The organism is Bacillus sp. 165 (assembly GCF_017742235.1).
Taxonomy (GTDB): domain Bacteria; phylum Bacillota; class Bacilli; order Bacillales; family Bacillaceae_G; genus JAGHKQ01.
In genome coordinates this window covers 449,656-475,261 of record NZ_JAGHKQ010000001.1, presented here as the reverse complement: position 1 = coordinate 475,261, position 25,606 = coordinate 449,656, and the positions used below count along the sequence as shown (strand labels likewise).

The 25,606-nt window shown below is 38.7% G+C and carries 19 protein-coding genes; 11 read left to right on the top strand and 8 right to left on the bottom strand.

Annotation, left to right across the window (positions count from 1 at the left end):
* The first annotated feature begins 57 nt into the window (after positions 1 to 57).
* The 5 genes from J7Q84_RS02515 to J7Q84_RS02495 all read left to right on the top strand — a co-directional run bounded on the left by J7Q84_RS02515 (position 58) and on the right by J7Q84_RS02495 (position 6,287).
* Positions 58 to 2,124, top strand: coding sequence for an McrB family protein (locus J7Q84_RS02515; protein ID WP_209092808.1), 2,067 nt, complete (start codon positions 58 to 60; stop codon positions 2,122 to 2,124).
* Entirely contained in the window at positions 2,099 to 4,579 is a 2,481-nt protein-coding gene (locus J7Q84_RS02510; protein ID WP_209093100.1) for a restriction endonuclease-like protein, read from the top strand. Before J7Q84_RS02515 ends, J7Q84_RS02510 begins: the two co-directional genes overlap by 26 nt.
* 209 nt (positions 4,580 to 4,788) lie before the next feature.
* Positions 4,789 to 5,262 carry a DinB family protein gene (locus J7Q84_RS02505; RefSeq protein WP_209092807.1) on the top strand — a complete coding sequence of 158 codons (474 nt, stop codon included), beginning with the start codon at positions 4,789 to 4,791 and terminating at the stop codon, positions 5,260 to 5,262.
* Positions 5,263 to 5,336: 74 nt separating this feature from the next.
* A complete protein-coding gene (locus J7Q84_RS02500) occupies positions 5,337 to 5,792 on the top strand; it encodes a hypothetical protein (RefSeq protein ID WP_209092806.1) in 456 nt (151 codons plus the stop codon).
* A gap of 288 nt (positions 5,793 to 6,080) precedes the next feature.
* Positions 6,081 to 6,287: a zinc ribbon domain-containing protein gene (locus J7Q84_RS02495; RefSeq protein WP_209092805.1), complete on the top strand. Its 207-nt coding sequence runs from the start codon at positions 6,081 to 6,083 to the stop codon at positions 6,285 to 6,287.
* Between the two features lie 185 nt (positions 6,288 to 6,472).
* Here J7Q84_RS02495 and J7Q84_RS02490 read toward each other — a convergent pair whose 3' ends face one another.
* Positions 6,473 to 6,727: a hypothetical protein gene (locus tag J7Q84_RS02490; protein WP_247739030.1), complete on the bottom strand. Its 255-nt coding sequence runs from the start codon at positions 6,725 to 6,727 to the stop codon at positions 6,473 to 6,475.
* A 402-nt stretch (positions 6,728 to 7,129) separates the two neighbouring features.
* Between J7Q84_RS02490 and J7Q84_RS02485 the strand changes: the two genes are divergently transcribed.
* From J7Q84_RS02485 to sstT, 3 genes are all read left to right on the top strand, one after another.
* The gene (locus J7Q84_RS02485; RefSeq protein WP_209092804.1) at positions 7,130 to 9,487 is read left to right on the top strand and encodes an FdhF/YdeP family oxidoreductase; all 2,358 of its coding nucleotides are present in this window, start codon (positions 7,130 to 7,132) and stop codon (positions 9,485 to 9,487) included.
* A gap of 35 nt (positions 9,488 to 9,522) precedes the next feature.
* A complete protein-coding gene (gene fdhD / locus J7Q84_RS02480; RefSeq protein ID WP_209092803.1) occupies positions 9,523 to 10,314 on the top strand; it encodes a formate dehydrogenase accessory sulfurtransferase FdhD in 792 nt (263 codons plus the stop codon).
* Positions 10,315 to 11,171: 857 nt separating this feature from the next.
* Complete coding sequence (gene sstT / locus J7Q84_RS02475; protein WP_209092802.1) at positions 11,172 to 12,410, top strand: serine/threonine transporter SstT; 1,239 nt, start codon at positions 11,172 to 11,174, stop codon at positions 12,408 to 12,410.
* A gap of 214 nt (positions 12,411 to 12,624) precedes the next feature.
* Here the strand turns inward: sstT and J7Q84_RS02470 are convergent, their stop codons facing one another.
* Complete coding sequence (locus J7Q84_RS02470; RefSeq protein WP_209092801.1) at positions 12,625 to 13,062, bottom strand: SRPBCC domain-containing protein; 438 nt, start codon at positions 13,060 to 13,062, stop codon at positions 12,625 to 12,627.
* Between the two features lie 47 nt (positions 13,063 to 13,109).
* Entirely contained in the window at positions 13,110 to 13,505 is a 396-nt protein-coding gene (locus tag J7Q84_RS02465; RefSeq protein ID WP_209092800.1) for a ribosomal maturation YjgA family protein, read from the bottom strand.
* 226 nt (positions 13,506 to 13,731) lie between these two features.
* On the opposite strand from J7Q84_RS02465, the gene J7Q84_RS02460 reads away from it, so the two are divergent.
* Entirely contained in the window at positions 13,732 to 15,987 is a 2,256-nt protein-coding gene (locus J7Q84_RS02460) for an AAA domain-containing protein (RefSeq protein ID WP_209092799.1), read from the top strand.
* Positions 15,988 to 16,163: 176 nt separating this feature from the next.
* Here J7Q84_RS02460 and J7Q84_RS02455 read toward each other — a convergent pair whose 3' ends face one another.
* On the bottom strand, positions 16,164 to 16,715 hold the full coding sequence (locus J7Q84_RS02455; protein ID WP_209092798.1) for a YpiB family protein: 552 nt from the start codon (positions 16,713 to 16,715) through the stop codon (positions 16,164 to 16,166).
* Between the two features lie 66 nt (positions 16,716 to 16,781).
* Positions 16,782 to 17,609 carry an HAD family hydrolase gene (locus J7Q84_RS02450; protein WP_209092797.1) on the bottom strand — a complete coding sequence of 276 codons (828 nt, stop codon included), beginning with the start codon at positions 17,607 to 17,609 and terminating at the stop codon, positions 16,782 to 16,784.
* A 281-nt stretch (positions 17,610 to 17,890) separates the two neighbouring features.
* Here J7Q84_RS02450 and J7Q84_RS18660 point away from each other — a divergent pair, with 281 nt between their 5' ends.
* Complete coding sequence (locus J7Q84_RS18660) at positions 17,891 to 19,843, top strand: EAL domain-containing protein (protein ID WP_209092796.1); 1,953 nt, start codon at positions 17,891 to 17,893, stop codon at positions 19,841 to 19,843.
* A 60-nt stretch (positions 19,844 to 19,903) separates the two neighbouring features.
* Here J7Q84_RS18660 and J7Q84_RS02440 read toward each other — a convergent pair whose 3' ends face one another.
* The 3 genes from J7Q84_RS02440 to J7Q84_RS02430 form a co-directional block, all read right to left on the bottom strand.
* Positions 19,904 to 20,527, bottom strand: a complete 624-nt coding sequence (locus J7Q84_RS02440; protein WP_209092795.1) for a hypothetical protein — start codon at positions 20,525 to 20,527, stop codon at positions 19,904 to 19,906.
* Between the two features lie 228 nt (positions 20,528 to 20,755).
* Positions 20,756 to 22,219 (bottom strand): CoA-acylating methylmalonate-semialdehyde dehydrogenase, encoded by a 1,464-nt coding sequence (locus tag J7Q84_RS02435; protein ID WP_209092794.1) that lies wholly within the window; start codon positions 22,217 to 22,219, stop codon positions 20,756 to 20,758.
* A 184-nt stretch (positions 22,220 to 22,403) separates the two neighbouring features.
* Positions 22,404 to 23,771 carry an aspartate aminotransferase family protein gene (locus J7Q84_RS02430; RefSeq protein WP_209092793.1) on the bottom strand — a complete coding sequence of 456 codons (1,368 nt, stop codon included), beginning with the start codon at positions 23,769 to 23,771 and terminating at the stop codon, positions 22,404 to 22,406.
* A gap of 162 nt (positions 23,772 to 23,933) precedes the next feature.
* On the opposite strand from J7Q84_RS02430, the gene J7Q84_RS18655 reads away from it, so the two are divergent.
* Positions 23,934 to 25,604 carry a PucR family transcriptional regulator gene (locus tag J7Q84_RS18655; RefSeq protein ID WP_209092792.1) on the top strand — a complete coding sequence of 557 codons (1,671 nt, stop codon included), beginning with the start codon at positions 23,934 to 23,936 and terminating at the stop codon, positions 25,602 to 25,604.
* The last annotated feature ends 2 nt before the right edge of the window (positions 25,605 to 25,606 follow it).

Below are 25,606 nucleotides of genomic sequence, written 5' to 3'. Positions count from 1 at the left end.
TCAATTTATTATATACTCTTGTACAAAGAAGAATTTATAAAAAAGTTGGTGCAAACAATGATTAAATCAATAAGAAGTTGGTCAAAACCAAGTGGCTTACCAGATCTTATAGGCAGGAAAAAAGTAGATTGGTCAATTTTTGAATATGGGAGTCATATTCCTGTTGAGTTTCATGAAGATTTCGTTCTTGCTAATTCAAATAGGCATCTAAAAGTGGGAGAAAAGCACTCTGTACAATTAATTATTAATGATAAAAACTATACTACTACCTTAACCAATGTACCCCGTAAGGATAGCAAAATAGGTGCTTTTCAGTTGCGCTATGACCAAAATCAAGAGTTAAAGCAACTAATGAGAGACGTATTTCAAACATCTTATCAATATATTACAGAGCATAAAGAGGAAGGCTCGAAAAAAAATATCATCGTACCAGATCGTTTAACTGAATACATAGAATTCTACCAAACAGATCAAGCGTTTATTTATAAAGTAAAGTTAGTTCCGGTTAGTGCTCATTCACAAGTTTCTTTCTGGTGGGTGAATCAGGGCCAAACACATTTTCAGGAAAAAGAGGGAGAGTATCTGTGGGCTCCTCAACAGTCTAAGCAGGGAATTCCCTTGCCTCATCATGTTAACCTAACAAAAGCGAAAGTGAATGATATTGTCTTTTGTTACTCAGGTGGAGAGCTTAAGTGTATAGGGATTGTAAAAAAGCAAGCGGTAGAAGCTCCAAAGCCAGCAGAGATTGCTTCACACGGCTGGCAGGAGGAAGGATACTTATTAGAGCTTGACTATTTTGATTTTCTATCAAGGATTCGTAAAGGCGAAATTCCAGAACAGTGGCGATTAGAAGAGACAGGACCTTTTGATCGGAATGGAAATGTAAAGCAAGGTTACTTTTTCAATGTATCAGAAAAATTTGTGAAGAATTTATATAGTCGTTTCGAAGAGAGGTTCCCTTTAGAAGTTAAGGAATGGATAAAAGAGGACAAGGTTGGTGCTGAGATGATTTACGAGAGAAAAGAACCCTATTTAACTCAGAAGGAGATCGTAGACTATATCTCTTCATACATTCAGAGCAAAGGCTTCTACTACGACAAGCAAGACATCATCAATCTCTTCCTTTCTCTAAAAACAAAGCCTTTTGTTGTCTTATCCGGTATTTCAGGTACAGGAAAAACAAAAATTGTTCAATGGTTTGCCGAAAGTTTAGGAGCAACCGAACAAAATGGGCAGTTCGTACTTCTTCCTGTTCGTCCTGACTGGAGTGACAGTTCCGATTTACTAGGCTATGTTGATATTCAAGGGAAGTTCCAAGAACGACCGTTAATCAAGGTTTTGGAAGAAGCAGCAAATCATCCGGACAAGCCTTATTTTGTAGTGCTTGATGAGATGAATTTGGCTCGTGTGGAGTATTACTTTAGTGATTTCTTAAGTGTAATTGAAAGTCCTAGGTGGGAAAATGGAGAGATTGTAACATCTGCTGTTCTTCCAGAGTCTGTTGCAGGAAAACGAATTACCATCCCAGCAAACGTATATATGATTGGAACTGTTAATATGGATGAAACAACGCATCCTTTAAGTAAAAAAGTATTGGATCGCGCAAATACCATTGAATTTAATCAGGTGAAGCTGAACTCTTTTGAATTTCTGATGGAGTTAGAAGAAGTAGGGGCAAAGCGCGTTTCAAATGATTCTTTGACAGCTAAGTTTCTTCATTTGAAGGATTGTTTTAGGGAACATGAAGATCTTGTAAAGCAAGTAACCCATGTTTTAGTTGAAATCAACGAAATTCTCGAGCCGATCGGAGCACAAGTTGGGTATCGTGTACGTGATGAGATATGTTTTTACTTGGCGTACAATAAGTCAGGTGAGCTATTATCGTTTGATGAGGCTTTAAACTATCAGATTTACCAAAAGATTTTACCTCGTATTGCCGGAAGTGATGGACGAACAGAAGAAGTATTAAAGAAGTTATATCAGCTATGCGTGAATCAGGAGTTTAACAGCGGGGATTTACATGATGAAGATATTTCTTATGCCAAGTATGCTCGATCTGCGAAGAAGCTGTCTCGCATGTTAAGGAGGTTTGAGTATGATGGCTTCACTTCCTTCTGGCTCTAATGATGAAGTAGAACTCGTGAAGATTGAGACAGCTGATTTTTCTTTAACGATTAAAGGGAAGCCTTATCATGACAAATACGAGAGTTTAAAAGAGTATCAGACGATCAGTTCTGATGAAAAGATGCATTTTCATGTGGCGGGAGCGGCAGAGTCTGTTTTGGTGTACGATGTTCGAGCAAAAGAGCTTGTCAGTTGTGCTGAGCATCCCCCTATCTTTTTCGAGAATAGAAGCTATCAGCTTGTCATTGTTCCTAAGGATGATCGGGAGCTGTCCTTTTACCATGAGCATCCGATTCTTCGAAAAGCGGTCAGTTCCACTCAAATGGGGTCATTGAAGATTTTAATGGGCAGCCTCTCCTTTCCAAATGAGGTAGGATATACAACATTTGAAATTCGGGATGAGAAACTCTCTTTACTAACAGTTACATTAGAGATTTTTCCATCTAAGCTTGACTATAAAGACGACTATCGAGCTCTTTTGGACGAAGTGAATGATGAAATTTATAATCTAGCCTTTCATTTATTGAAACGAACGTATTTAGGGGCGTCAACGCTCCATGCGTCCAATCCTTCTAGAAGTGAATTTTATCGTATTTTAAATGACTCATTTGATCGATTTATGAAGGCTATTTTTCACATTAAACGACAGCCACACCATGTCCTTGTGACCCAGCATCAACTTGTACGGGGGGAAAAGATTCGCCGTCTTGATTCTGTAGGAAAAAATTACTTGCGAAAACGCCCTCATTTGTTTCAAGAAGCAGAAACAAATATGGTTCCAGCTAAAGGGATTACGGCTCGTAAGGAAGTGTCCTACGATACGTTAGAGAATCGTTTTGTTAAGTGGATGATTAAGAGAGTGGTACATAAAATCGATGATTTGGAAAAGGCGTTAGAATCAGGTTCAGAATTCAATCGACTGGCTATTGATGAAGATTTTATTCAACAAGTAAGAAGAATGAAATCCCGAATGAAAAATGAGTTGAACGATCCATTTTGGAGTGAGGTTGGGGAATTGGACCGTTCTGTCTTCTCTCTTGTCATTCAAATGGCAGCGGGCTATCGAGATGCATATCAAATTTTTTTAATGTTGTCGAGAGGGCTGACATTACGGGGGCAGGTTTTTAAAATGTCTGTAAAGGATGTTGCTAGGTTATATGAATACTGGACATATTTAAAGCTTGGTCAAATTTTATCTGAAAAGTATGAAACCACCTCTCAAGATATTATTAAGGTTCGGCAAGATGGGCTGTATGTGACGCTTGATGAAAGCTCGACTGCAAAACGAACGTTTATTCATTCGCAAACAGAGGAAGTCATCGAGCTCTATTTCCAAAAGAGGAGTAAGGCGTTACCAACGGTGTCCCAAAAACCTGATACGATGCTTGCGATTGAGAAGAAAGGAAAGGATTATCAATATCAGTATATTTTTGATGCGAAATATCGAATCGATTTTGCGAGATCTGGTTCGTATTATAAAAAACAATACGGTACTCCTGGTCCGATGGAAGAAGATATTAATACGATGCACCGCTATCGAGATGCATTAGTAGCCAATCAGGGAGGACCTTTTGAGCGAACGGCTTACGGTGCTTATGTATTATTCCCATGGAACCAAGAGGAAGAGTATGAGCATCATCCTTTTTATAAAAGCATTGAAAAAGTGAACATTGGCGGTTTTCCATTTTTACCGAATGCAACGAGACTAGTAGAGCAATTCCTTGGTCATCTTATTGAAAAAAATCGGGAAGAGATTATAAGAGAAGGGATTCTTCCAAGGGGAACAATGGAGGAATGGAAATCTTCTTTAGATGAAAAAGTATTAGTCGGAGTTGTGAAAAATGAAGACCATTATAACGTACATATGAAAGAAGGTTTCTACCATATTCCAGTTTCACAATTAAAGTTGGGCTGGCAAGAGGCCAAATATGTGGCTTTGTATGTACCGAAGAAGTGGTATGGAGAAAACGGTGGCATTCAGTATGTAGCCAGAATTAAAAATATTCAAGTGAAAAAACGAAACCAAATTTATGAACTACCCAGCAACGAAATAGATGATTACATTTATTTTGAGCTAGCACCATGGAAAAAGCTTGATCATCTCATTCGCCCAGTAGGATACGGGCTTCAAGTATATACGATGACAAGCATGTCGTTATTAAAAGAGGTTCAAGAGCTTCCGGAATTGTTTATGAAGTCAAAGGAGGAGCGGGTTCTTTGGCAAACACTTCGCAGGTTTACGAAGAAGGTTAGAATCGAGTTAGATAATTCGTATTTGGATCAGGCTTCCACAATTAGCAGTTATTACATTCAAGATGTGCAAATTAAAATTGACTATGAACGTGGGAATGCGCTGATTGGAAAAGAGGGAGTATTTAAAGAGTTATCATTGGACTTGGTAGTAAGGAATACATCGGTGTTTTTTAAGGAAGTTTTTGAGCAATTGAATGGATAGTGAGATATATTGAAAGAGCCCAAATTTTTCTAGAGGAGGAATTGTTGGGTGCTTATTTTTTATGTCTTTATTTTTCTAATATCTTGTGTATGAATATATTATAGATTTTCTTTCTTTACCGAACTCAAAAATATTCCTATCAGAAGGTATAGAAAGGAAAGAGAAAGAAATTCTTATACCGAGATTCCTAAAAAGGAGTGAGTTTTCTCTTGGAACAACTAATTATGGGGCACATGGAAACCGTACGTGCCATCACTGAGCAAACAATCAATAAAATTCCAGAAGAAATTGCGGACATCATTCCGAAAGGATTCAACAACAATATCCGCTGGAACTTCGGCCACATTGCATTCGTACAGGAAAAGATTGTTTTTGGACTTTTAGGTGAAGAGACCACTGTCCTGAAAGATTACGAGCCGTTTTTTGCTGCCGGAACAAAACCGGTAGAATGGATAGGAACACCACCTTCATTTGCGGAGATTGGGATGGTTTTGATGGAACAAAAAACGAGAATCAAAGATTTTCTGTCAAGTCGTTTGCATGAAACACTGCAAAATCCGTTTACAAACAAGGCAGGCATTACGTTTTACACAGCAGGCGAAGCATTTTTGTTCAGCTTTTATCATGAGGCATTACATATAGAAACGATTAAGCGGTTGTATCGATCGATGTCCACTAAATAACTCTGTCAGGTTAATTTTGGTGCAGGCTGTGAATTTTATGAAGATTTTCATACAAATGATAAGGAGGAAAAGCTATGACAGTCGAAAACAATAACGATCAGAGGGAGGCATCTAACCAGTATCCAGGTCTTAAAAGTTTGAATAAATTGGTGGGAAACTGGAAAGTGTTTGGCTCTGAGATAGAGGGACAGGTTACCTTCGAATGGTTGGAAGGCGGCTTTTTCCTTATGCAACATTATAACCTGAAGCATCGTGGACACAACATCAAGGGGATAGAGATCATTGGTTACGAGCGAGGATTCGGTGCTGAATCTCCGAGTGAGAACCTAAAATCTCGAGCCTATGACAACACGGGCAATACCTTCGACTATATATATGAAGTTGATGACGAGTTTCTTACGATTTGGGGTGGAGAAAAGGGATCTCCAGCTTATTACAAGGGTAAGTGGAGCGAAGATGGAAATAGTAACTGCGGCGCTTGGGTATATCCTGGAGGCGGATACGACTCAACCATGACGAGAATCAAGTAACTAGGATATAAAGGTTGCATCGGTTCAAAGATTAAAACGCGAATAACATGAAATAATTTAGAGATAGAATGCTAAATAATGATAATGAAGTTAGCGTTCTATCTCTATTTTTACATATTTTGGAGTATAAAGAGGTTGTAGCAATAATCTGTATTATAATACAAACAAGTAAAGAAATAAGGGATGAAACATGTAGCTCAAAGAAATAACTGCAGAATTACTCGTACTGATTTTGAAGAAGTGAATTTTTTCATTACATTCTTTTAATCAGAAAGGAACTGAGGAGCTATGAATCAAAAGGGCTGTGTTAAGTGCGGAAGTACGAATGCCGGAAAGAAAGAAGTAGCCATGACGGGAACAGGTCTGTCGAAGTTGTTTGATGTCCAAAATAATCAATTTGTTGTAGTGTATTGCAAAAGCTGCGGATATTCAGAGTTTTATAATAAACAATCTTCCACGGGTTCCAATATTATCGACTTATTCTTTGGCGGTTAATAAGTAAAAAGCTGTACTTGAGCAAATCACTTAGAAAAACTCACATATAGAAAAAGAGACAAGGAAGTGTTCGTTCGGTAGCATAGATATATCACCAATCATTCTCGAAAGGAGTTTCCTTGTCTCATGAATAGCTAAGCGTGTCAAACAGAAATCTACAATTCATGATTGCTGTCGATTCCACCTCATGTCAAATTCTTCAGTTCATCAATCAGCTGCCGGGAACGTTTGGCGTTTCCCTCGGCAAAGTTTTGCAGGCGTTCCTTTAATTCTGGCTGTTCATGAATCCGTTCAGCTGTGATGAGGTATGTTCTCATCATTTCTTCCTCCCTTTCCAAAGAAAGTTGAAGAACATCCTTCAATGAAGCAGCATCTATATCGTGATATGCTTCTCCGTTTGTTTCATGGATGCGGTCATAATCGTTTTCATGCTTCTCCAATATGTATATCCTCCTCGTCGTTTTTTAGATAGACGTAGTTTATAGTTATTTTCGCTCGTACGTATTTTCATTATGAGGAAAATGTTTATCGTATATACAAAAATAATAAGATTGTAAAATAATTTCATTGATATGAATGCGCTTCCATGTTAGTATAACCATAGCATATTAGAACATTTTGGGAACATAAAGGACGATCTGCTTTTAAGACCAAACAGCGTTTCTGTTTATCGGTTAAGAGGAGACATAGGATCGCCATTTTAACTGTTGGCACTTGGCAGTATACCTGTGAAAGCTAACCGCCTAGAGATATTCGTCCGAATTTTATACGATGAATGTTCTCCTTGGCGGTTTTTTTATTAGATACAGTACTCTAAGAGAGAAATAGAGGAGGAAATGAAGATGGGGAAAACAAAGCATCCAGGACCACAAAAAAAGGAGTGGCTGCCAGCACCGAAATTTTGGGTAAGCCCAATTCCTTTTGGACTAGGAAAGATTAAGCCGAAGCACATTCGCGATACGATGAAGGTAGCTTGGGAAAATAAAGATAACTTCGGTTATGCGGCGCGTATTATTACAGATGGAGTTTGTGATGGCTGCGCGCTTGGGGTATCCGGTTTATATGACCAGACATTGGACGGTCCGCATATTTGTACAACACGTTTGAATGTTCTTCGCCTGAATACAATGCCTGCTGTGAAGTCTGAAATACTTCATGCAGATATTGATGAATTAAGGAAATATGACAGCACGGAACTTCGCAAGTTAGGGCGCATTCCATATCCTATGATTCGCCGAAAAGGAGAACGCAAATTCTCTCGTATCACATGGGATGAAGCGATGGATATGATCGCTGAAAAAATGAAAAAGCTAGACCCTAAGCAATATGCTTTTTATTTGACGTCCAGAGGAATTACAAATGAAAGCTATTATGTAGCAGGAAAAGTGGCTCGCTTCTTAGGGACAAACAACATTGATAATGCATCCCGCATCTGTCACTCTCCAAGTAAAACGGCATTAAAACGCTCAATTGGAGTTGGTGCATCTACAGCGAATTATTTAGATTGGATCGGTACGGATGTTCTTTTATTCTGGGGCAGCGTTGCATCAAACAGTTCTCCTGTTTCGACTAAATATATGTTGGAAGCTAAGAAAAAAGGGACAAAGATCATTGTTGTGAATCCATACCGTGAACCGTCGATGGATGAGTATTGGATTCCATCTAACCCTGAGTCTGCACTGTTTGGGACGAAAATCGCGGATGACTTCTACCAAGTGAATATCGGCGGGGATATTGCCTTTATGCACGGAATTATGAAGCATTGGTTTGAGATGGAAGAAAAAGAGCATGGGTCTGCAATCAATCATGAATTCGTTAAGAAGCATGTAAAAGATTACGAAGAATTAAAAGCAAACGTGCAGGAACAAACGTGGGATCATATTATTGAATCTTCTGGTATTTCAAAGGAACGTATTATTGAATTGGCGGAAATGCTGGCGAAAGCGAAGAATGCCGTATTTGCTTGGGCGCTTGGTTTGACGATGCATTCATTTGCGACGGATAATATCTCCCAAGTTGCGAATCTTGCTCTACTGCGTGGCTTCCTTGGACGTAAGTATTCTGGACTTATGCCGTTCCGCGGACATTCTTCTGTACAAGGGGCAGGAGAAATGGGTGCAGATCCATTTGTTCTTCCTGGTGGGGATTTTTATGGAGAAAATATTGAACGAATTGAAAGCATTTGGGACTTTGAACTGCCGCGTTGGCAAGGAGACATTCTTGGGGTTACTCTTGAAAATATCCTGTTGCCAGAAGATCATGAACGGAAAATTAAGCTGTATTATTTAAGCGGCGGGAATTTCCTTGAAACGATGCCGGATCCGGATTTTGTGAGAGAAGCGTTATCCCAGCTTGAAATTCGTATTCATCAAGACATTATTTTAAATACGTCCACACTTGTTGATGCGAAAGAAGCAGTCATTGTTCTCCCTGCCAAAACAAGATATGAGCAAGAAGGCGGCGGAACATCTACTTCAACAGAACGGATGGTATACTTTTCCCCTGAAATCGAAGGAAATCAAAATAGAATTGAAGAAGCGCGTGCAGAATGGAAAATTTATATTGATTTGGCGAAGCGTGTAAAGCCTGAGACAGCTCATTTAGTTGAATTTAAAGATGCGCAAGACATTCGTGATGAAATCGCGATAGCAAATCCGAACTATGATGGAATTCAGCACTTAAAGAAAAAAGGGGATGTATTCCAGTGGGGCGGAGCGTGGCTGTGTGAAGATGGGATTTGTCCGACACCGGATGGAAAAGGAAGCTTGATTCCAGTAGAGATTCCGGATTTAAACAAAAAACCAGATCAATTTATTGTAACGTCCCGCCGCGGAAAGCAGTTCAACTCCATGGTGTATAAGGAAGTAGACCCATTGAACGGTGCTGATCGTTATGATGTTTTAATGAACGCTGAAGATGCGAGGAGACTAAGCATTGTGGAAGGTGAAGGAATTGTTGTTTATAACGGTTTCGGTGTCTTCCAAGGCCGTGCTAAGTTTGTTGATATTGCGCCTGGCAACCTGGAAGTCCACTTCCCGGAAGGAAACTTCTTACTGCCGAGAGGACGTTATGAAAAATTTGCAGGTATTCCGGATTATAATATTGCGGTAACGGTGGAAAAGGCGGAGCGTTATAACGCCCGCAAGGATACGCAATACTTGGAAAAACCGGTTCCAGATATGGAAACAGAAGTAAGTTAATATGCAAGAAAGGGACAACAGAAGGGGGAACACATGTGATAGGGCAAGTGACTACGTCTCGGAATATTGTAAGATATGACGGACAAAACTTTATAAAGCAAGAGGATGAAATGGCAATCGAGTATCCATTGACAATCATGTTGGATGGAACTGAGTTTGCCACCATGGTATGTACCCCTTCTGAATTAGAAGAATTGGTAGTTGGATTTCTAGCTTCCGAAGGCATTATCCGCGTGTATGAAGATATCCAGTCCATGCACATTGATGAACAAAAAGGATTTGCTTATGTAGATCTTGTCAACAAGCATTCCATGCAAAAGGATTTCCACTCTAAGCGATTTATCGGTTCATGTTGCGGAAAAGGACGGCAGTTTTATTTTTACAATGATGTGAAGACAGCGAAAACAATCATGACGAAATTGACTATTACACCAAAAGAGTGCCAGGAGTTAATGAAACAGATGCAGGAAAGCTCCTCCCATTTCCAGCAAACCGGCGGTGTTCACAATGCCGCTTTATGTACGACAGAAGGAATTGTTATAGCGAGAACCGATATCGGTCGGCATAATGCCTTAGATAAAATATTTGGCTATTGCATCATAAACCGTATATCACTAAAGGACAAAATCATTGTCTTTAGCGGCAGGATTTCTTCTGAGGTGTTACTCAAGGCAGCCAAAATTGGAACAGGAATCATTCTGTCCAAATCGGCGCCTACGAATCTTGCCTTGGATATGGCCGACGAACTTGGTATCACGGCTGTCGGTTTTATCAGGGGAAATGGATTTAATGTCTATACTCATCCACAGCGTATAGCAGGAATATAAGATATGGAACAGGAGCGAGGAGTTAATGTCCTTGCTCCTGTTTGTAATGGGATTTACATATTTTGGGGCCTTCAAAACATATAACGCTGCTCCTAGTGAAGCTTTCATGGTATCACATGTTGGCGTATTATCCATTTTTCATTTTTTCACTATATTCAATGCATGGATTAGCCGCATATCAATTTTTTCATCAAGAAGTGGTAAAACATGTGTCGAATATTCCTTAATTAGTCTAGTTAATCCATGGTACTTATCTTCGATGAGAAGTTTGCTATACTGCAACAAAACCTTTATAGCGCATTTTTATCTCCTAAATATTTTAATCTAATCTATCAAAGCCTCCCACACTTACGGTTTTGTGAACCACTAAGGTGAGAGAGGGTTGAAAGTTATTTTATGTATTTATGGTATTCCGAAAAGAGATATACTCTTGCTTCGACGAACTACTTATGAACAGAAATAAGAAAAGAGTTATCGTGGTATCCCTCATTCTTTTGTTCGATTATATTTTTATTTGATAGTAATTTTTTTATATTGAGAAAATAAAGCTATCTAATTTTTTGATTTTTTAGTATTATTTAATTAGTGTAATTTAATCGAGGGGTTAATACGTAGCACGTTTTGGGATTTTAGAATTACTAGGTTTAGTAGGTTTTTGTTCGGTTTACTCTAGCTAATTAAAAATAACGATATAATATATATTAATATTCACTATAATAAAATTTGTTAGAATTTATAGTTAAGCTAGGGATATAGATTGCTTAAACATAATAAGAAATCTATAGACCGATATTAGTATACCTTAATAGACCCATGGAGATATGCAATTTTATATTATACAAGCGGGGGGAATTTCTATGAAAAATCTATTGAAAAAGTGGAATCAAATTAGTCTCGTAAAACAGATATCTGTTGGTTTGATTATAGGCATTATCTTGTCTGTAACGATTCCAGCAGCAGCAAAACCTCTTGTTATTTTAGGTTCTTTATTTGTAGGTGCGTTAAAAGCAATTGCACCTGTGTTGGTACTCTTCTTGGTTATGTCGGCGATCGCTCAACATAAAAGAGGTCAGCAAACGAATATGAAATCCATTATCTTTCTATACCTTTTAGGAACCTTTTTAGCTGGATTAACCGCTGTTATTGTAAGCTTCATTTTTCCTGTAAGTATGTCACTTGCGAAGGGTGCTGATGATTTGGCGGCTCCCGGTGGTGTTGGAGAGGTTCTCAAAACCTTGGTATTGAACGTAGTGGATAATCCTGTTAAAGCCATTTATAATGCAAACTATGTTGGTATTTTAACTTGGGCGGTACTTCTTGGTTTGGCTTTAAGAAATGCTACTGATACGACAAAAACGTTAATTTCTAATGTGTCCGATGCAGTATCAACAATGGTTACATGGGTAATAAAGTTCGCTCCATTTGGTATTATGGGTCTAGTGATCGAGTCTATTACAACAAATGGAATCGAATCTTTACTAAGTTATGGAAAATTACTTGCTGTGTTGATTGGATGTATGTTCTTTATGGCTCTTGTCGTCAACCCAATCATTGTGTTTGCAAATTTACGCCAAAACCCGTACCCACTTGTATTCAAGTGTATTAAGGAAAGTGGCATTACAGCATTCTTTACACGCAGCTCAGCTGCAAACATCCCTGTAAATATGAAATTATGCGAAAAGCTAGATTTAGATAAAGATAGCTATTCAGTATCGATTCCGCTAGGTGCTACTATTAATATGGCTGGTGCAGCGGTAACGATTTCTGTTTTAACACTTGCAGCGGTGCATACACTAGGCATTCAAGTGGACATTCCTACCGCTATCATTCTCAGCGTGTTGTCAGCTGTATGTGCTTGCGGTGCTTCAGGGGTTGCGGGTGGCTCGCTATTATTGATTCCTCTAGCATGCAGCTTATTTGGAATCCCTAATGATGTTGCAATGCAGGTAGTTGGAGTAGGGTTTATCATTGGTGTTTTACAAGACTCTTTTGAAACTGCACTTAACTCATCAACAGACGTCCTGTTCACTGCAACAGCTGAATTTAAGAAGAGGCTTAAGGAAGGGAAAAAGATAGATATCAAAAAAGTTGCATAATAAAAGTAAAAAAGCTGACCTTCATTCCATATTTTTGAGAAGAACAGGTCAGCTTTTTCTTACTTTGAACTCTTGATTCGTTTAATCCTTTGCGTTCGGTCCATTTGGTTTGAAGATACAGAAACAGAATAAGAGAGAATCGAGAGTGTAGTCATCTAGCAATAGAGTATAATAACAGGGCAATTGTTATTGCAAAAAACTCAAGAAGCAAGTTTTACAATTTGCCTTTCAACAAGTACTCTCTGAGTGCTGTGTTTGCATCCTCATAAAAGGGTTTCATCATATTCAACCTGGCTTCAGATATCAAAAATGTAAATACCCCATAAAATTGCTCACCATGAATCACTTTTGTTTCAGTTCCTAAATCAATTAATTCCCAATAATGATACCCGTATAAAACTCCCGGAACCCCGCCTTTCCAGGCTAATTTCTTTCCTTTTTCAAAATCTGTCACTTTGCCTTTGAAAGCAAATCGTTTTCCAGAACCGTTTGGGGCATAGACATGACCTGTAATCTTTTCGTTTAGTCCGAATCGACCTGTAATCTTGAATATTTGTGGATTCCATTCTGGAACGTTTGCAGCATCGATTAGCACAGCCCACACGTCCTCAACCTTTGCTGGAATTATGATTTCAGTTATAAGCTCTTTCATTATTTTCACCTTCTTACCTTTACGGTTTACTCTTTTGGATTTTTTGATTATGCTGCTCGTTTTCCTCTTGTATATAACAGCTCTATCACGACACCCGTTCCAATCCCAAGCGTATAGGCAACTAAATCACTCCATAAAAATCCATAGCCTAATACTAAGCCGCCTAACGTTGTTTGTCTAATAGCATCTAACCAAGCAGCATGATACAACTGGGTGGATTCAATGCTATAGCAAAAAACAAGTCCTATCAATGCAACGAATTTCGTTTGGGTTTCTTTAAAAAGAAACCCAACGCCTATGAAAATCATTAATCCCCATAAGGCGTCACCCAAGTATGTATCCAATACATCATGTATTACATCAGCCATCTTTCTTGAGCCTAATCCAAGAACAACGACAATGATCAGCATCACTGCATACCATACTCTATTACGATTATACATATATAGAAACCTCGCGAATTATAGTGGTACCTATGTTAATGTTACAGCTTTTTATAAATTATTGTAAAGGTGCAGGTCTTTCAGGAACGATGAAATTTTAACATGTTATTTCAAAACATATTGATAACAGTAAAAAATTCCCTTTTCATAAAACTAGAACATCCTTCGTACCTTTTGTACAATAGAACTTTGCATCTATTAATAAAGGAGTTATTTTATATACATTATGAGCTTATTATCAACGGTAAAAGAATGGCAAATCGCTCTAAAAGAAGAGGTAAAACATTTAAAAAACAGGGGCGGGGCTGGATATACGATTACAAATGGTAAGTTTTTATATAGAGATATCAATGCATCAGTTTATGTTTTTCAGCTTGTAACGGAAGTATTCTTTCCAAGTGACACACCTGTGCGTTTGGAGATTGGAGATACAGCAGTAAATGGTGAAGTGCTGGCAGTTGAAGGGTTTGATATTGAACTAAAGCTTGAGAGTTATGTGGGTGAAGAAGTAAAGGAAGCAAAGTTGTTTAGTGAACCGTGGCAGCTCTTAGAAGAACTGGCAGACAGATTAGATGAAATAAAAAAATCTTCTAAAAGAATGAAACGGGTCCAGCATTTGATGAGTGGTGACGGTGAAGTAAGACATGCTGAAAAAATGAAAAAAGCGAGTATGGAGCTTATTTATCGTTCGTATTATAATGCGACAACGTATGTGTGGGGCCCGCCGGGAACAGGGAAGACTTATAATTTATCCCGTGTTATTGCGCAGCATGCGTTAAAAGGAAAACAGGTTCTTGTAATGGCGCACAGTAACGCCGCAGTGGATGTGTTGATGCTCGAAGTGGCGAAGGTGCTTCAGCAGCATGGAAAGTGGAAAGACGGTGAGGTAATCCGCTATGGTTATAGTAACGATGAAGAGGTGTTATCACATCCATCGTTACTATCTTCTAAGTTGGCAGAATACAAGCATCCGGGTGTGAGAAGTGAACGGGAAGAGCTGGAAGAGCGACGAAGATATTTAAAAGAGAAAGCAACCATGACGCGTCAGGATGAAAAAGAGCTGAGCGAATTACGCAAGGCATTAAAGAAAATGCGCGGTACGATGAAAGGGCTCGAAGGAGAGCATGCCGAGCAAGCGAAAGTAGTGGGAGCAACTCTTACGAAATGCGCGGTAGATCCGCTTTTGCATAGCCGTTCGTACGATTTAGTGGTAGTTGATGAAGTGAGTATGGCGTATGTGCCGCAGCTTGCTTTTGCAGCGTCCCTTGGAAAGCGTATCGTTGTGTGCGGTGATTTTAAGCAGCTGCCGCCGATTGCGATGGCGAATCATCCGCTTGTGGATAAGTGGATGCGGGAGGATATTTTTTATCATGTTGGTATTGTAGAACAGGTGAATAACGGTGGAAAGCATCCTCATTTATATATGCTGAAGGAGCAGAGGCGGATGCATCCTGATATTTCAAGCTTCACGAACTCGTTTATGTATGGTGGCAAAGTAACAGACCATAAGAATGCGTCGAAGCGAAGTGAAATTGCCAAGAAGGGTCCATTTCCTGAAAAAGCGACGATGCTTGTTGATATATCTAAGATGGGAGCATATGCGTTAACAGAAGAGTCCTCGCGTTCCCGATATAATATTCTTTCGGGACTCATGAGCTTACAGCTTGGCGTATTGGCTGTGCAGGAGGGGATGGAATCTGTTGGCATTATTACCCCATATAAAGCACAGGCTCGTTTTTTATCTGCTTGCTTACGCGAAATTGTCATCGATTCAAAGATTCAGAAGGCGATTACAATTTCGACGGTGCATCGCTTTCAAGGATCGGAGCGAGATGCGATAATTTTTGATGTGGCAGATGGATATCCGCAGGAGAAGCCAGGTGTACTGCTGTTTAATAAAAACAGTAATCGTCTTATCAATGTTGCAGTTACTCGAGCGCGCGGAAAGTTTATTGAAGTAGTTGATGTCCAGTACAGCAAAGCGAGGTTATCAAGGAAGCTTGCGATTTCTCAGTTAACGAATCATATGTATGAGCAGTCTCGCATTTCGAATCGGTATGAGCATTATGAGGGATTTTTACAAGACGTGGCTGCGAAGAAGCTGCGCTGGTTTTCAAGCAAAGAAGCGAGTGAATCGAAGTATGTGTATAAAGACATAAGGAATGCCAAGAAAAGTGTGATCGTCTCTGTTTGTGATATGAGCGTAATGAACGGAAAGCTGTTAGCGGAATTGAAGCATGCAAGTCAAACTGTACCTGTTACAGTGTATACGCCAGGTGAGAAAGTAGGAAACCGAATCCGTAAAGTAGCTATGGATTTACAGGCTCCTTTTATTATGATTGATGATACAATTATGTGGGTTGGTGCTCCGATTACGAGTACAGAAGCACTAGCGCCTTATACGATGGGGCGTCTACGGGCACCTGAAACAATTGAATTAGTAAAAGGGTATTTAGGAATTAGCGGAAAGTATCGAAGATAGCAGCACAGTCTGACGAAGTTTGGAGCAATTATATGGTATTACGGAGCAATTAAGTTTCGATTCGGAGCAATTATCTTCAATTTCGAAGCGATAATACGTCAATTCGGAACAATTATTCAATATATGAAATGTAATTAAAAAACGGAGCCATGATACGTGGGCTCCGTTTTTTGTAATTATCCTTGCTTATCTAGTTCATGCAGTCTGGCAACTAGCTTTTTGAAGAGCTGTTCATCTCTTTGGTCGAGAGCGTCATCAATTTGTTTTTTGATATGTTCTTTCTCTTTTGCCAGCATTGCTTGAGTAATAACGGTATCCGTTTCTTTCGACTGCCGTTCGTACCGTTCATATTGCTTTATATTATCAGAAACAGATGTTTCAATGAGCTGCAGATAGCGATGGTTCAACATTTTTCCGTAAAAATGCAAAATAAGATTGACTTTGCCGGATGGATTAGAGGAGAGTTCACTTAATGCTCTTGATATATCGGTTGTTTTGTATTGATTATAGTGAAAGGCAAAGCCAATTTGATCGGAATTCATGCTGGAAATGATAATTGTTTTTTCATTTGGTTTAAGCTTTTCCGTAAACGAAATATGCTCCAAAATATGAGGCTTATTCAAAATAAACTCTAGCAATCTGCGTCCGTCTGTACTTTTAAGTCTATGTTCCTGTAAAAACCATTGTAAGAAATTCCGCTTTGCTATTGCTGATACCCATTTTTTCATAGAATCCCCGCCGTTTTCCTCGTTTTTTCCATTGTAACATAGGGGCATACTATTCAATAAAAAATGTTACATCATAGGCACTGTTTTTTCCGAGTGTAGTAACTGTAAAAGATGACGTACTGCATAGGAGAATCCCTCTTCGTCATTTGTCTTTGTTATTATATCCGCTTGCTGTTGAATATACGAAGGAGCATTTCCCATTGCAATGGAAGTGGTGGCGACTTCAAATTGAGCAAGGTCATTACCGCCATCTCCAAAAGCATAAATCTCTTCAAAGGATACATTCATCATCTGTTGGTAACGTAATAATGCTTTTCCTTTTTGCGCTTCGTTTGATGTGATTTCTACGTTATTAGGAAATGAAGAAGCCATGGAAATATCGTATTTATCAGCTAGTGTCTGTTTTACTTCTTCAATTTGATCCAATTCATCATGATGGACTAAAGCAATAAGCTTATAGATTTTAAGATTATCTTTTTCTAGAATGCTATCGTAATTGTATGTTTGGAACAATGTGTTCAGCTCTTCTTTAGTTTTATGATGCAGCGGCGGCAAAGTAGATGGAAAACCGCCGTAATTCGTATAGACGAGAATGCCTACACCCAGTTTTTTTAAAGCAGTGAAGACGTGTTTATAAGTAGGGATAGAAATAGTTGCTTCGTACAACAGCTCATTTGTTTTTGAATACAATACAGAACCGTTCACACAGAAAATAGGAACATTCATGTCTTGAATCGCGTTTATTTTTACTACATCTGCATAAGCACGGCCTGTGTTTAGAATAATCTCATATCCTTGTTCCTGTAATTCTTGTAAGGTTTTCTTGCTTTCTATAGATATATCATGTTGAGAATTCAATAAAGTACCGTCTAAATCAATGGAAAGACATTTCATCGTTTCAATTCAATCCCTTTCTATTCTTTCGTTTTATAAATCCACATTGATTATAACGTAGGGTAGCGCTTACAGTTAATAAGATAGTTGCAGGATGATATTTCCATTAGCGATATGGGGAGAAGATGACTAAGCAGAATAGGTTTTTATTAAAGACGAGAAATTTATTTATAGCTATCGGAATGTTAAGTATAATATCCTTATATTAGGAATAAAGATATATTTCTTTCATGTTGTTCTTTATCTATAAAACTATATTGTTGAAAAGGAGAGTGATTTTCGTGCAAGTTCGTGGAGAATCCTATTTTGCATCCCTTATTGATCAATTTGGATTTGAATGTGATCCAGAATTTGATAGAGAGATTTTCGGAGGAAAGTCAGGAGCATATGTACTGAGTGTTTTTCTACGCAATGAAGGATATGAACCAGCCATATTAAAGATAGGAAGAAATGATGTGGCTGCAGAGCAAGAAGCTCTTCATCATGAAAGAGCCATTCAAATATTAGAAGATTGTGCGTATGGAGATTTTATCCCAAAAATCATTGAAAGAAAGGAAATAGGTGATGGAAGAGAAGGCATCATTTATGAATTTATGGGACTAAGTGATGATAGCACAACGCTAAATCAGGCGATATTAAATAATTATTATCAGGGAAGCAGTGTATACGAGCAGATTTCATCTTTTATGTATGGATGGAATAAAGGATTAAAGAAAAAGATAGAAAAAGATACACCGATTGAACTGATGAAACAAACACTTGGCCCAGAAAAAGCGCTTGACGATAAGTTTTTTAAGGCTCTTAATAACATACATAATAATTTAACAGATCAAGATGAGTTTGATTATTTTTATTTTAATGGTGATTTATTGCCTAACCCTGCAGTGTTTTTTAATGTCCCTGAATTATGGAAAGGCATAAAGATTTCTTCCATGCTGGGGTATAGTCATGGTGACTTGCATGGAAATAACATTATTATTTCTGAAGAAAAAGTGTCAATTATTGATTTTGCTCTGTTCAGAGAGGATGTTAACATTTTTTATGATGAACGATATTTAGAGCTGCATTTACTGATGGATTATATGGGGGAAAAGCACCATCTGCATTGGAACAGAATCTGGGGAGATATATGTGAAGGACTGAGTGAAAAGTTTATCAAAGTAAGCGAAAGCGAAGATGGAAAAATAGAAACAATCAAGCATTTAAATTTGGCCGATTCAGGTCCGCTGCAAGGAATGATCCCAGCATTATATAATGATTTTTATATAAAAACAGGATTATCCCGAAAGTTTATAAAACGGGATTTAATGGGCTCTTACTATCTGGCCGGTATTTGTGCAGGATTTAATTTTTTACGAAAAACAAAGGATGATAGTAAAAGGTTTGCTTCGTTTATATATGCTGCTTACAATCTCAAATATTTATTACACAAACTAGGGATTGATCATCATAAGCAAATGCAAAAAGACAATCTCGTTCATCTCAAATGGCCGGAAGCATTTGACAAACAACAATTTGCTTTACTGCAAGAAGTGATACAAAATAAGGATCTATATTTAGTAGCTCAGCCTATTGTAAATTTGGAAAATGGACAAATTGAAGCGGTTGAGATGTTGAGCAGAGCAGATGCATTTTGTTTATATCCTCCTAATACTATGTTTGAATTAGCAAGAAAGACAGGACTTTTAGAAGAATTGACTTTATTGACTTGTGAAAAGCTGGTGGAAGTAGCTGGTGCCATCAAGCCTTATTGTAAAATAGGAGCATTTTTTAATTTAGAGTCCGATCTTTCTCCAACAGCTATAGAAGAATGTATAAAAATATTGAAGTCCAGTAATTTGCCGTTAACAGTAGAATTTACGGAATATACCTCTAAAGAGAACGTCTACGAATACTTGCAGCTTACAAAGGAATATCGAGATTTTAAGATTGCACTAGATGATTTTGGAAGAGGTGCTGCTAAAAGCTTAGACGAGGTTGGGGAATTGCAGCCCGATTATATAAAGGTTCGCAAACATGATATAGCTGAATACGGACCAAATGCAGTACGAAAGAAATATGGAAATTCTCAAAAAAAGAAATTTATATTAGAAAGAATTGAAAATAAGTTTGAATTAGAGGGCTGCCTAGAATTAGGTATTTCATATGGACAAGGAAAATTTTTCTCTATGCCGGTACCTGTGGAGGATATACCAAGAGATGAATGGGAAAAAGGATTTGGAGACATTATTTAAAATAAACTTATAATAGAATTTTAATGATAAGAATAGAGGCACAAACAAGACAACCATAGGTTACTTCCCTACGGTTGTCTTATTGTTGTACTCATTTCTTTGTTCCAGGATTGCAAATCCATTGGCAACACGACGGCAGAATGTTTCCGTATTCTTTTTCCAAGACCAGTAGCCTAATAGTGTTAGAGAAGGTCCAATTAGAAGCTCCACACATAAAAGAAGAGAAAGGTGTTCTTGTTGAAGGACAGGAGGTGCCAATCGAGTTGCAGTAAACACTAAGGATAAGAATGTGATTAACGCAAAGCTCACAGTGGTGGAACGCGTAATTCGAATTTTTGTTCGAATATAGTCCAGCTGACGTCCTTGATTGTCGTCTCCAGATAATAAAATAAGCTTTCGGGCTGATTCGGAATCTTTTAGGATACTGCTTTTGATTTGTTGTTCTTTACGTTTAAATATAACGTCGTCTACAAAGTTATCCATGATTAAGCCTAGTGTATAAACGAAAGGAAGGAATAAGATAAAAATAGCTAATAGTCCGTCTTTATTGCTGTTATCAAGAAAGTTGTATAGTGGTTCTACGAAGTCGAGTCCAGTTAATGTCAATATGAACAGAATAAGGACCAATAAGAAATGAAATCCATTGATAATGTGTTCAATTAACATTGAAGTTGTGTTCCCCAAAATAATCCCCCGTTTGCTATGTAGTCTCTTTTGTTTCAATAGAAGTCTCAATACTTTATTTTGCTTACTTTATATGTAATTTGAATATCTTAAATATATGCTTATATAAGCATATATGGTTGGAATTGTAAAGGGAAGAATTATAAACAAACTATAGTGTTATCTTTTATGAGTAATAGATTCAATCTATCGTTTAGAAAAAAGCGCGGAGAGTATCCGCGCTTTTTTCTATTCAAACCGGCTCGTAATCATCTTGCGTCTTGTATAAAATTCAACACCGTCTGATCCGTTGGCATGCAGGTCTCCGTAAAAAGAGTTTTTCCAGCCAGAGAATGGGAAGAAGGCCATGGGGGCGGGAACACCGATATTGACTCCTAGCATGCCAACTTCAATATTCTCTCGGAAATAACGAATGCTTCGGGCATCGTTTGTGAATAAGCAAGCTCCGTTGCCAAAATCAGATTTGTTAGTTAAAGTAACAGCGTCTTCTAATGAATTTGCACGAACAATGGACAAAACAGGTGCAAAGATTTCTTCTTTCCAAATTTTCATGGTCGGTTTAACATGGTCAAAAATAGTGGGACCGATAAAATACCCTTTTTGTCCGTATGCTTCGTCTTTTCGCCCGTCTCGTAGCAAGGAAGCACCTTCTTCTTGCCCTATTTCAATGTAGCGCGCCGTACGTTCACGGTGTTCTTTACGTATAACGGGGCCGAGAAATACATCATCTTCTAAGCCGTTCCCAATTGTAATAGTATCAGCTTTTTCCTGCAGCTTTTGAATTAAAGGATTAGCAACGTCACCGACTGCTACAACAACTGAACAAGCCATGCAACGCTCACCGGCAGATCCATAAGCAGCATTGATAATTTGGGTTACTGCATCTTCTAAATTAGCATCGGGCAGAACAATGCTATGATTTTTTGCGCCGGCTAACGCTTGAACGCGTTTTCCATTTGCTGCAGCTGTTTTGTACACATATTCCGCTACAGGCTGCGAGCCGACAAAGGAGATGGCTGGAACGTCTGGGTGTTCCAATAAGCCATTCACGATATCGTGGGCACCATGCACTATATTTAAAACTCCGCTTGGCAAACCGGCTTGTGTAATCAATTCTGCCAACCGATTTGCAAGGAGCGGTGTACGTTCAGATGGTTTTAAAATGAAGGTGTTTCCACATGCAATTGCGAGCGGGAACATCCAACACGGTACCATCATTGGGAAGTTAAACGGAGTGATGCCACCGATTACGCCAACAGGATAACGATACATGGAAGATTCCATATTCGTGGCAATATCAGGAAGCTGTTTACCCATCATAAGAGAAGGGGCACCTGCAGCAAATTCTACACATTCAATACCGCGTTGCACTTCGCCGTGTGCTTCCTTATAGCTTTTGCCATTTTCGATTGTAATGAGCTTTGCAAGTTCATCCCAATGTTCTATCAGAAGTTGCTGATATTTAAATAGAATACGAGCACGCCGTGGAACAGGAGTTTTACTCCACGCTGGAAATGCTTTTTTGGCGGCAGCAACTGCTTGATTTAAGTCATCGCGATTACACAAAGGGACATACGCAAGCACCTCCTCTGTGGCAGGATTAGGAACAGGGAGGAATTGTGCGCCTAATGCTTCGATCCAGCGACCTCCAATAAAATTTTTTACTGTGTGTACATTTGTTTCCACTGACATATAGATTCACCTCTTTTTAGTAATCGGATGGTTGCTGATAAAACTTAAGCTATACCGATAAATTGGTGGTGTCGCCGATAAAACGAGAGTCTTGCTGATAAAATGGCAGTTTCACCGATAAAATGTGAGCCCTGCCGATAAATCCGTGACTCCACCGATATAAAAGAAATTCCCTCTAATAAAGCTATAATAGAGAAAAAGCTTCTATCAGTGTATTGGCAATGAAATCGAGATCTTCGTCAGTTGTTGTGAATGGGGGGGAGAGCGTGATAATATTATTAAACCCTGGTACGGTATCTCCGTTTTTTCCGACAATCAGTCCGCGTTTTTTACATTCTGTAATAATAGTTTGGACTTTATCAGCGGATGCCGGAGTTTTGCTTTGTTTGTCTTCTACCATCTCAATGCCTACAATGAAGCCGAAGCTGCGGATATCGCCAACGTGGCAATGCTGAAGTAGAACATTTACTTTGTTTCGCAGTTTTGCGCCTAACAGAGCTGCTCGTTCAATCAATCCTTCCCGTTCGATAATTTCTAAGTTTTTAAGAGCAATAGCGCAAGAGGCTGGGTTTCCGCCAAATGTGTTCACGTGCCGGAAATGGCTGTCGTTTCCAGGTTTCATAAATACATCGTACAGCTCACTTCGAACAGCGGTAGCTGAAAGAGGGGAGTATGCACTTGTAAGGCCTTTGGCCATAGTTACGATATCTGGCTTTACACCAAAGTTTTGATGGCCAAATTTTTTACCGGAGCGGCCAAATCCGCAGATTACCTCATCTACAATCATCAATACACCATATTTGTCACAAATATTACGAACAGCAGTTACATATTCCGGTGGGGGTACAATGACACCGCCGCCCGTAATGACCGGCTCTAAAATAATACCAGCTACTGTTTCTGCCCCTTCCCAATTAATCACGTCTTCATATGTTTTGGCGCATTCAAGCTGGCATGAACCGTATGTTTGACCAAATGGACAGCGGTAACAATAGGGTGGTGCGACATGTTGGAAGCCTGTGCTTAGGGGTTCATATTTTACTTTGCGATGGGCTTGACCTGTTGCACTCAGTGCGCCCATGGAGTTTCCGTGATAGGCACGATGACGGGAGATGAATTTGTAACGAGAAGGTTCGCCATTTTGATGATGATATTGACGAGCGATTTTAAATGCAACTTCGTTGGCATCAGAACCGGAGTTGGAATAGAAGATACGATACCCCCCACCAAGCCAGTCATTTAATTTTTCGGCAAGTTTAATGGCTGGTACGCTGCTTTGGGTCATGGGAAAATAGGCAAGTGTTTTCATTTGTTCGGCTGCTGCTTCGGCAATTTCTTCGCGTCCATAGCCGACGTTTACGCACCATAAACCGGACATTCCATCTAAATAGCGGTTTCCGTCGATATCCGTAATCCAGCTTCCTTTACCAGATACAGGAATCATAGGATTAGGATTATGAGGGGACATATGATGCCAAACGTATTGACGGTCTTTCTCCAATAACTCTTCTTTGTTTAACAAAGAGGTTTTTTTTATTATTTCTTTACTCATGGAGAGTGCACCTGCCTTTATGATTTAATGAAAATTCTAAATAATATAACGTGTAAGTATATAGTATGCTAGTAATAATAGGTTTTCATCATACAGATTGTCTGATGTTAAAGAGGAAATGTTTGTCAGAGTGTCATAATATAATGGTGAAGGAGGGATAGAGTGAAAAATGTTGGGAGCTTAGCGGTAAAAGAGGTTATAGAGAGACCCTTATTTAAACACGCAATAGTGATTGCTGGAGAAGGGGGAGTACTGCGCCGAGTCAATTGGGTGCATATTCTCGAAATCACGACTGCGGCACCATATGTGAACGCTAATGATTTAATTTTAACGACGGGACTTGGATTACATCAAAATAAACAGGAGTGTGTGATATATATAAAGGAACTTATTGAACAAGGAGCAGCCGGTCTTTGTATAGAGCTAGGGAGTTATCTAGAAAAAGTACCTGAAGAAATGATTGAACTAGCCAATCAAAATGATTTTCCACTTATTGTTTTTCAAGAGACGGTTCGATTTGTAGATATTACACAAGATATTCATTCTTTGCTCATTAACCATCAGCATCAAATATTACAAGAACTAGAGTCATTTTCCAGACGCCTTCAGCAAATAACCTTACAGGCCACACATACTCAACCTATTCTGCACGCACTGCATGACTATACAAATGCACAAATCCTTTATTATTCAACAAATGAACCTAATATATATGTACCGTCTCTTTCTGCTGAAAATGCGGAGGGATTGATTCGATGTTATCAAAAGAAAACAGTTGAAGTGGAAAGTATAGTAATGATGGGGAAAAAGAAAGTTCTTTCTTATCCTATCGTTTGTTTTGGACAAACTTTAGCCTATGTTGGTATTGTTCTTCATCAAGAGGAAGAAACGGATTTTTTATATTTGTTACTAGAGTATACTGCTAAAGCGGTTGCTCATATTTTACTTCGAAAATTATTTCTAGAAGAGCAAATACTGCGAAGCCATAACGAGTTTATTAAGGATATTTTACAACATAATGTAGAGGATGAAGAACAAGCCTTGCAGAGAATGGGACTGCGTTTTTCCGGCAAAAACTCTTACTCGTTTATTGGTGGCATAATTGAAATAGAGAAGGGTGTAATGAGAGATAAAGAAGCAGAATCGAGAAATCAAGACATAGTAATTGTATTGCGTTCTCTCCTGAAAAAGAAAGGATTATCCAGCTTGTTTTTAATACAGAATGATGAGATATATGCGCTCGTCATCCAAGAGGGGATATCGAACTCTACAGCAGTAATAAAGCAAGCATTAGTATATGCAATCCGGGAGCTGGAGCATTTTATAGGAAGCTCTTTTTCAGGGGATATTGAGATATACGCAGGCTTTGGAAGGGTTCGAACGAAAGTCACCGAGGTGATTCAAAGCTTTAATGAAGCAGGTGAAGCTTTACGTGTGAACCGTGCTCGTAACACATCTATAATTCCGTTTTATGAGGATTTAGGAGTATACCAGTTAATTACAGTGCTACCTGAAGAAACAGTGCTTTCTCCTTTTATTTCACTTCACCTTGGCAAAATCCTTCAGTATGACAGAGAGAATAAGAGTGAACTTCTTCGCACGTTAGATGAATTTTTAAAGTGCCGAGGATCAAAGCAGGAAACAGCTACTCGTTTATATATTCATCGTCAAACGCTGTATCACCGTTTGGAAAAGTTAGAAGAACTGCTTGGTGAAAATTTTTTAGAGCAGGAACAACGCCTATGCATTGAATTTGCTCTGCGTGCTTATGAGATGGTGTCTCCTTTAATGAGAAAGAAGGGGGCATTTGCAGGAGAGGGTCTTCGGCAATGAAA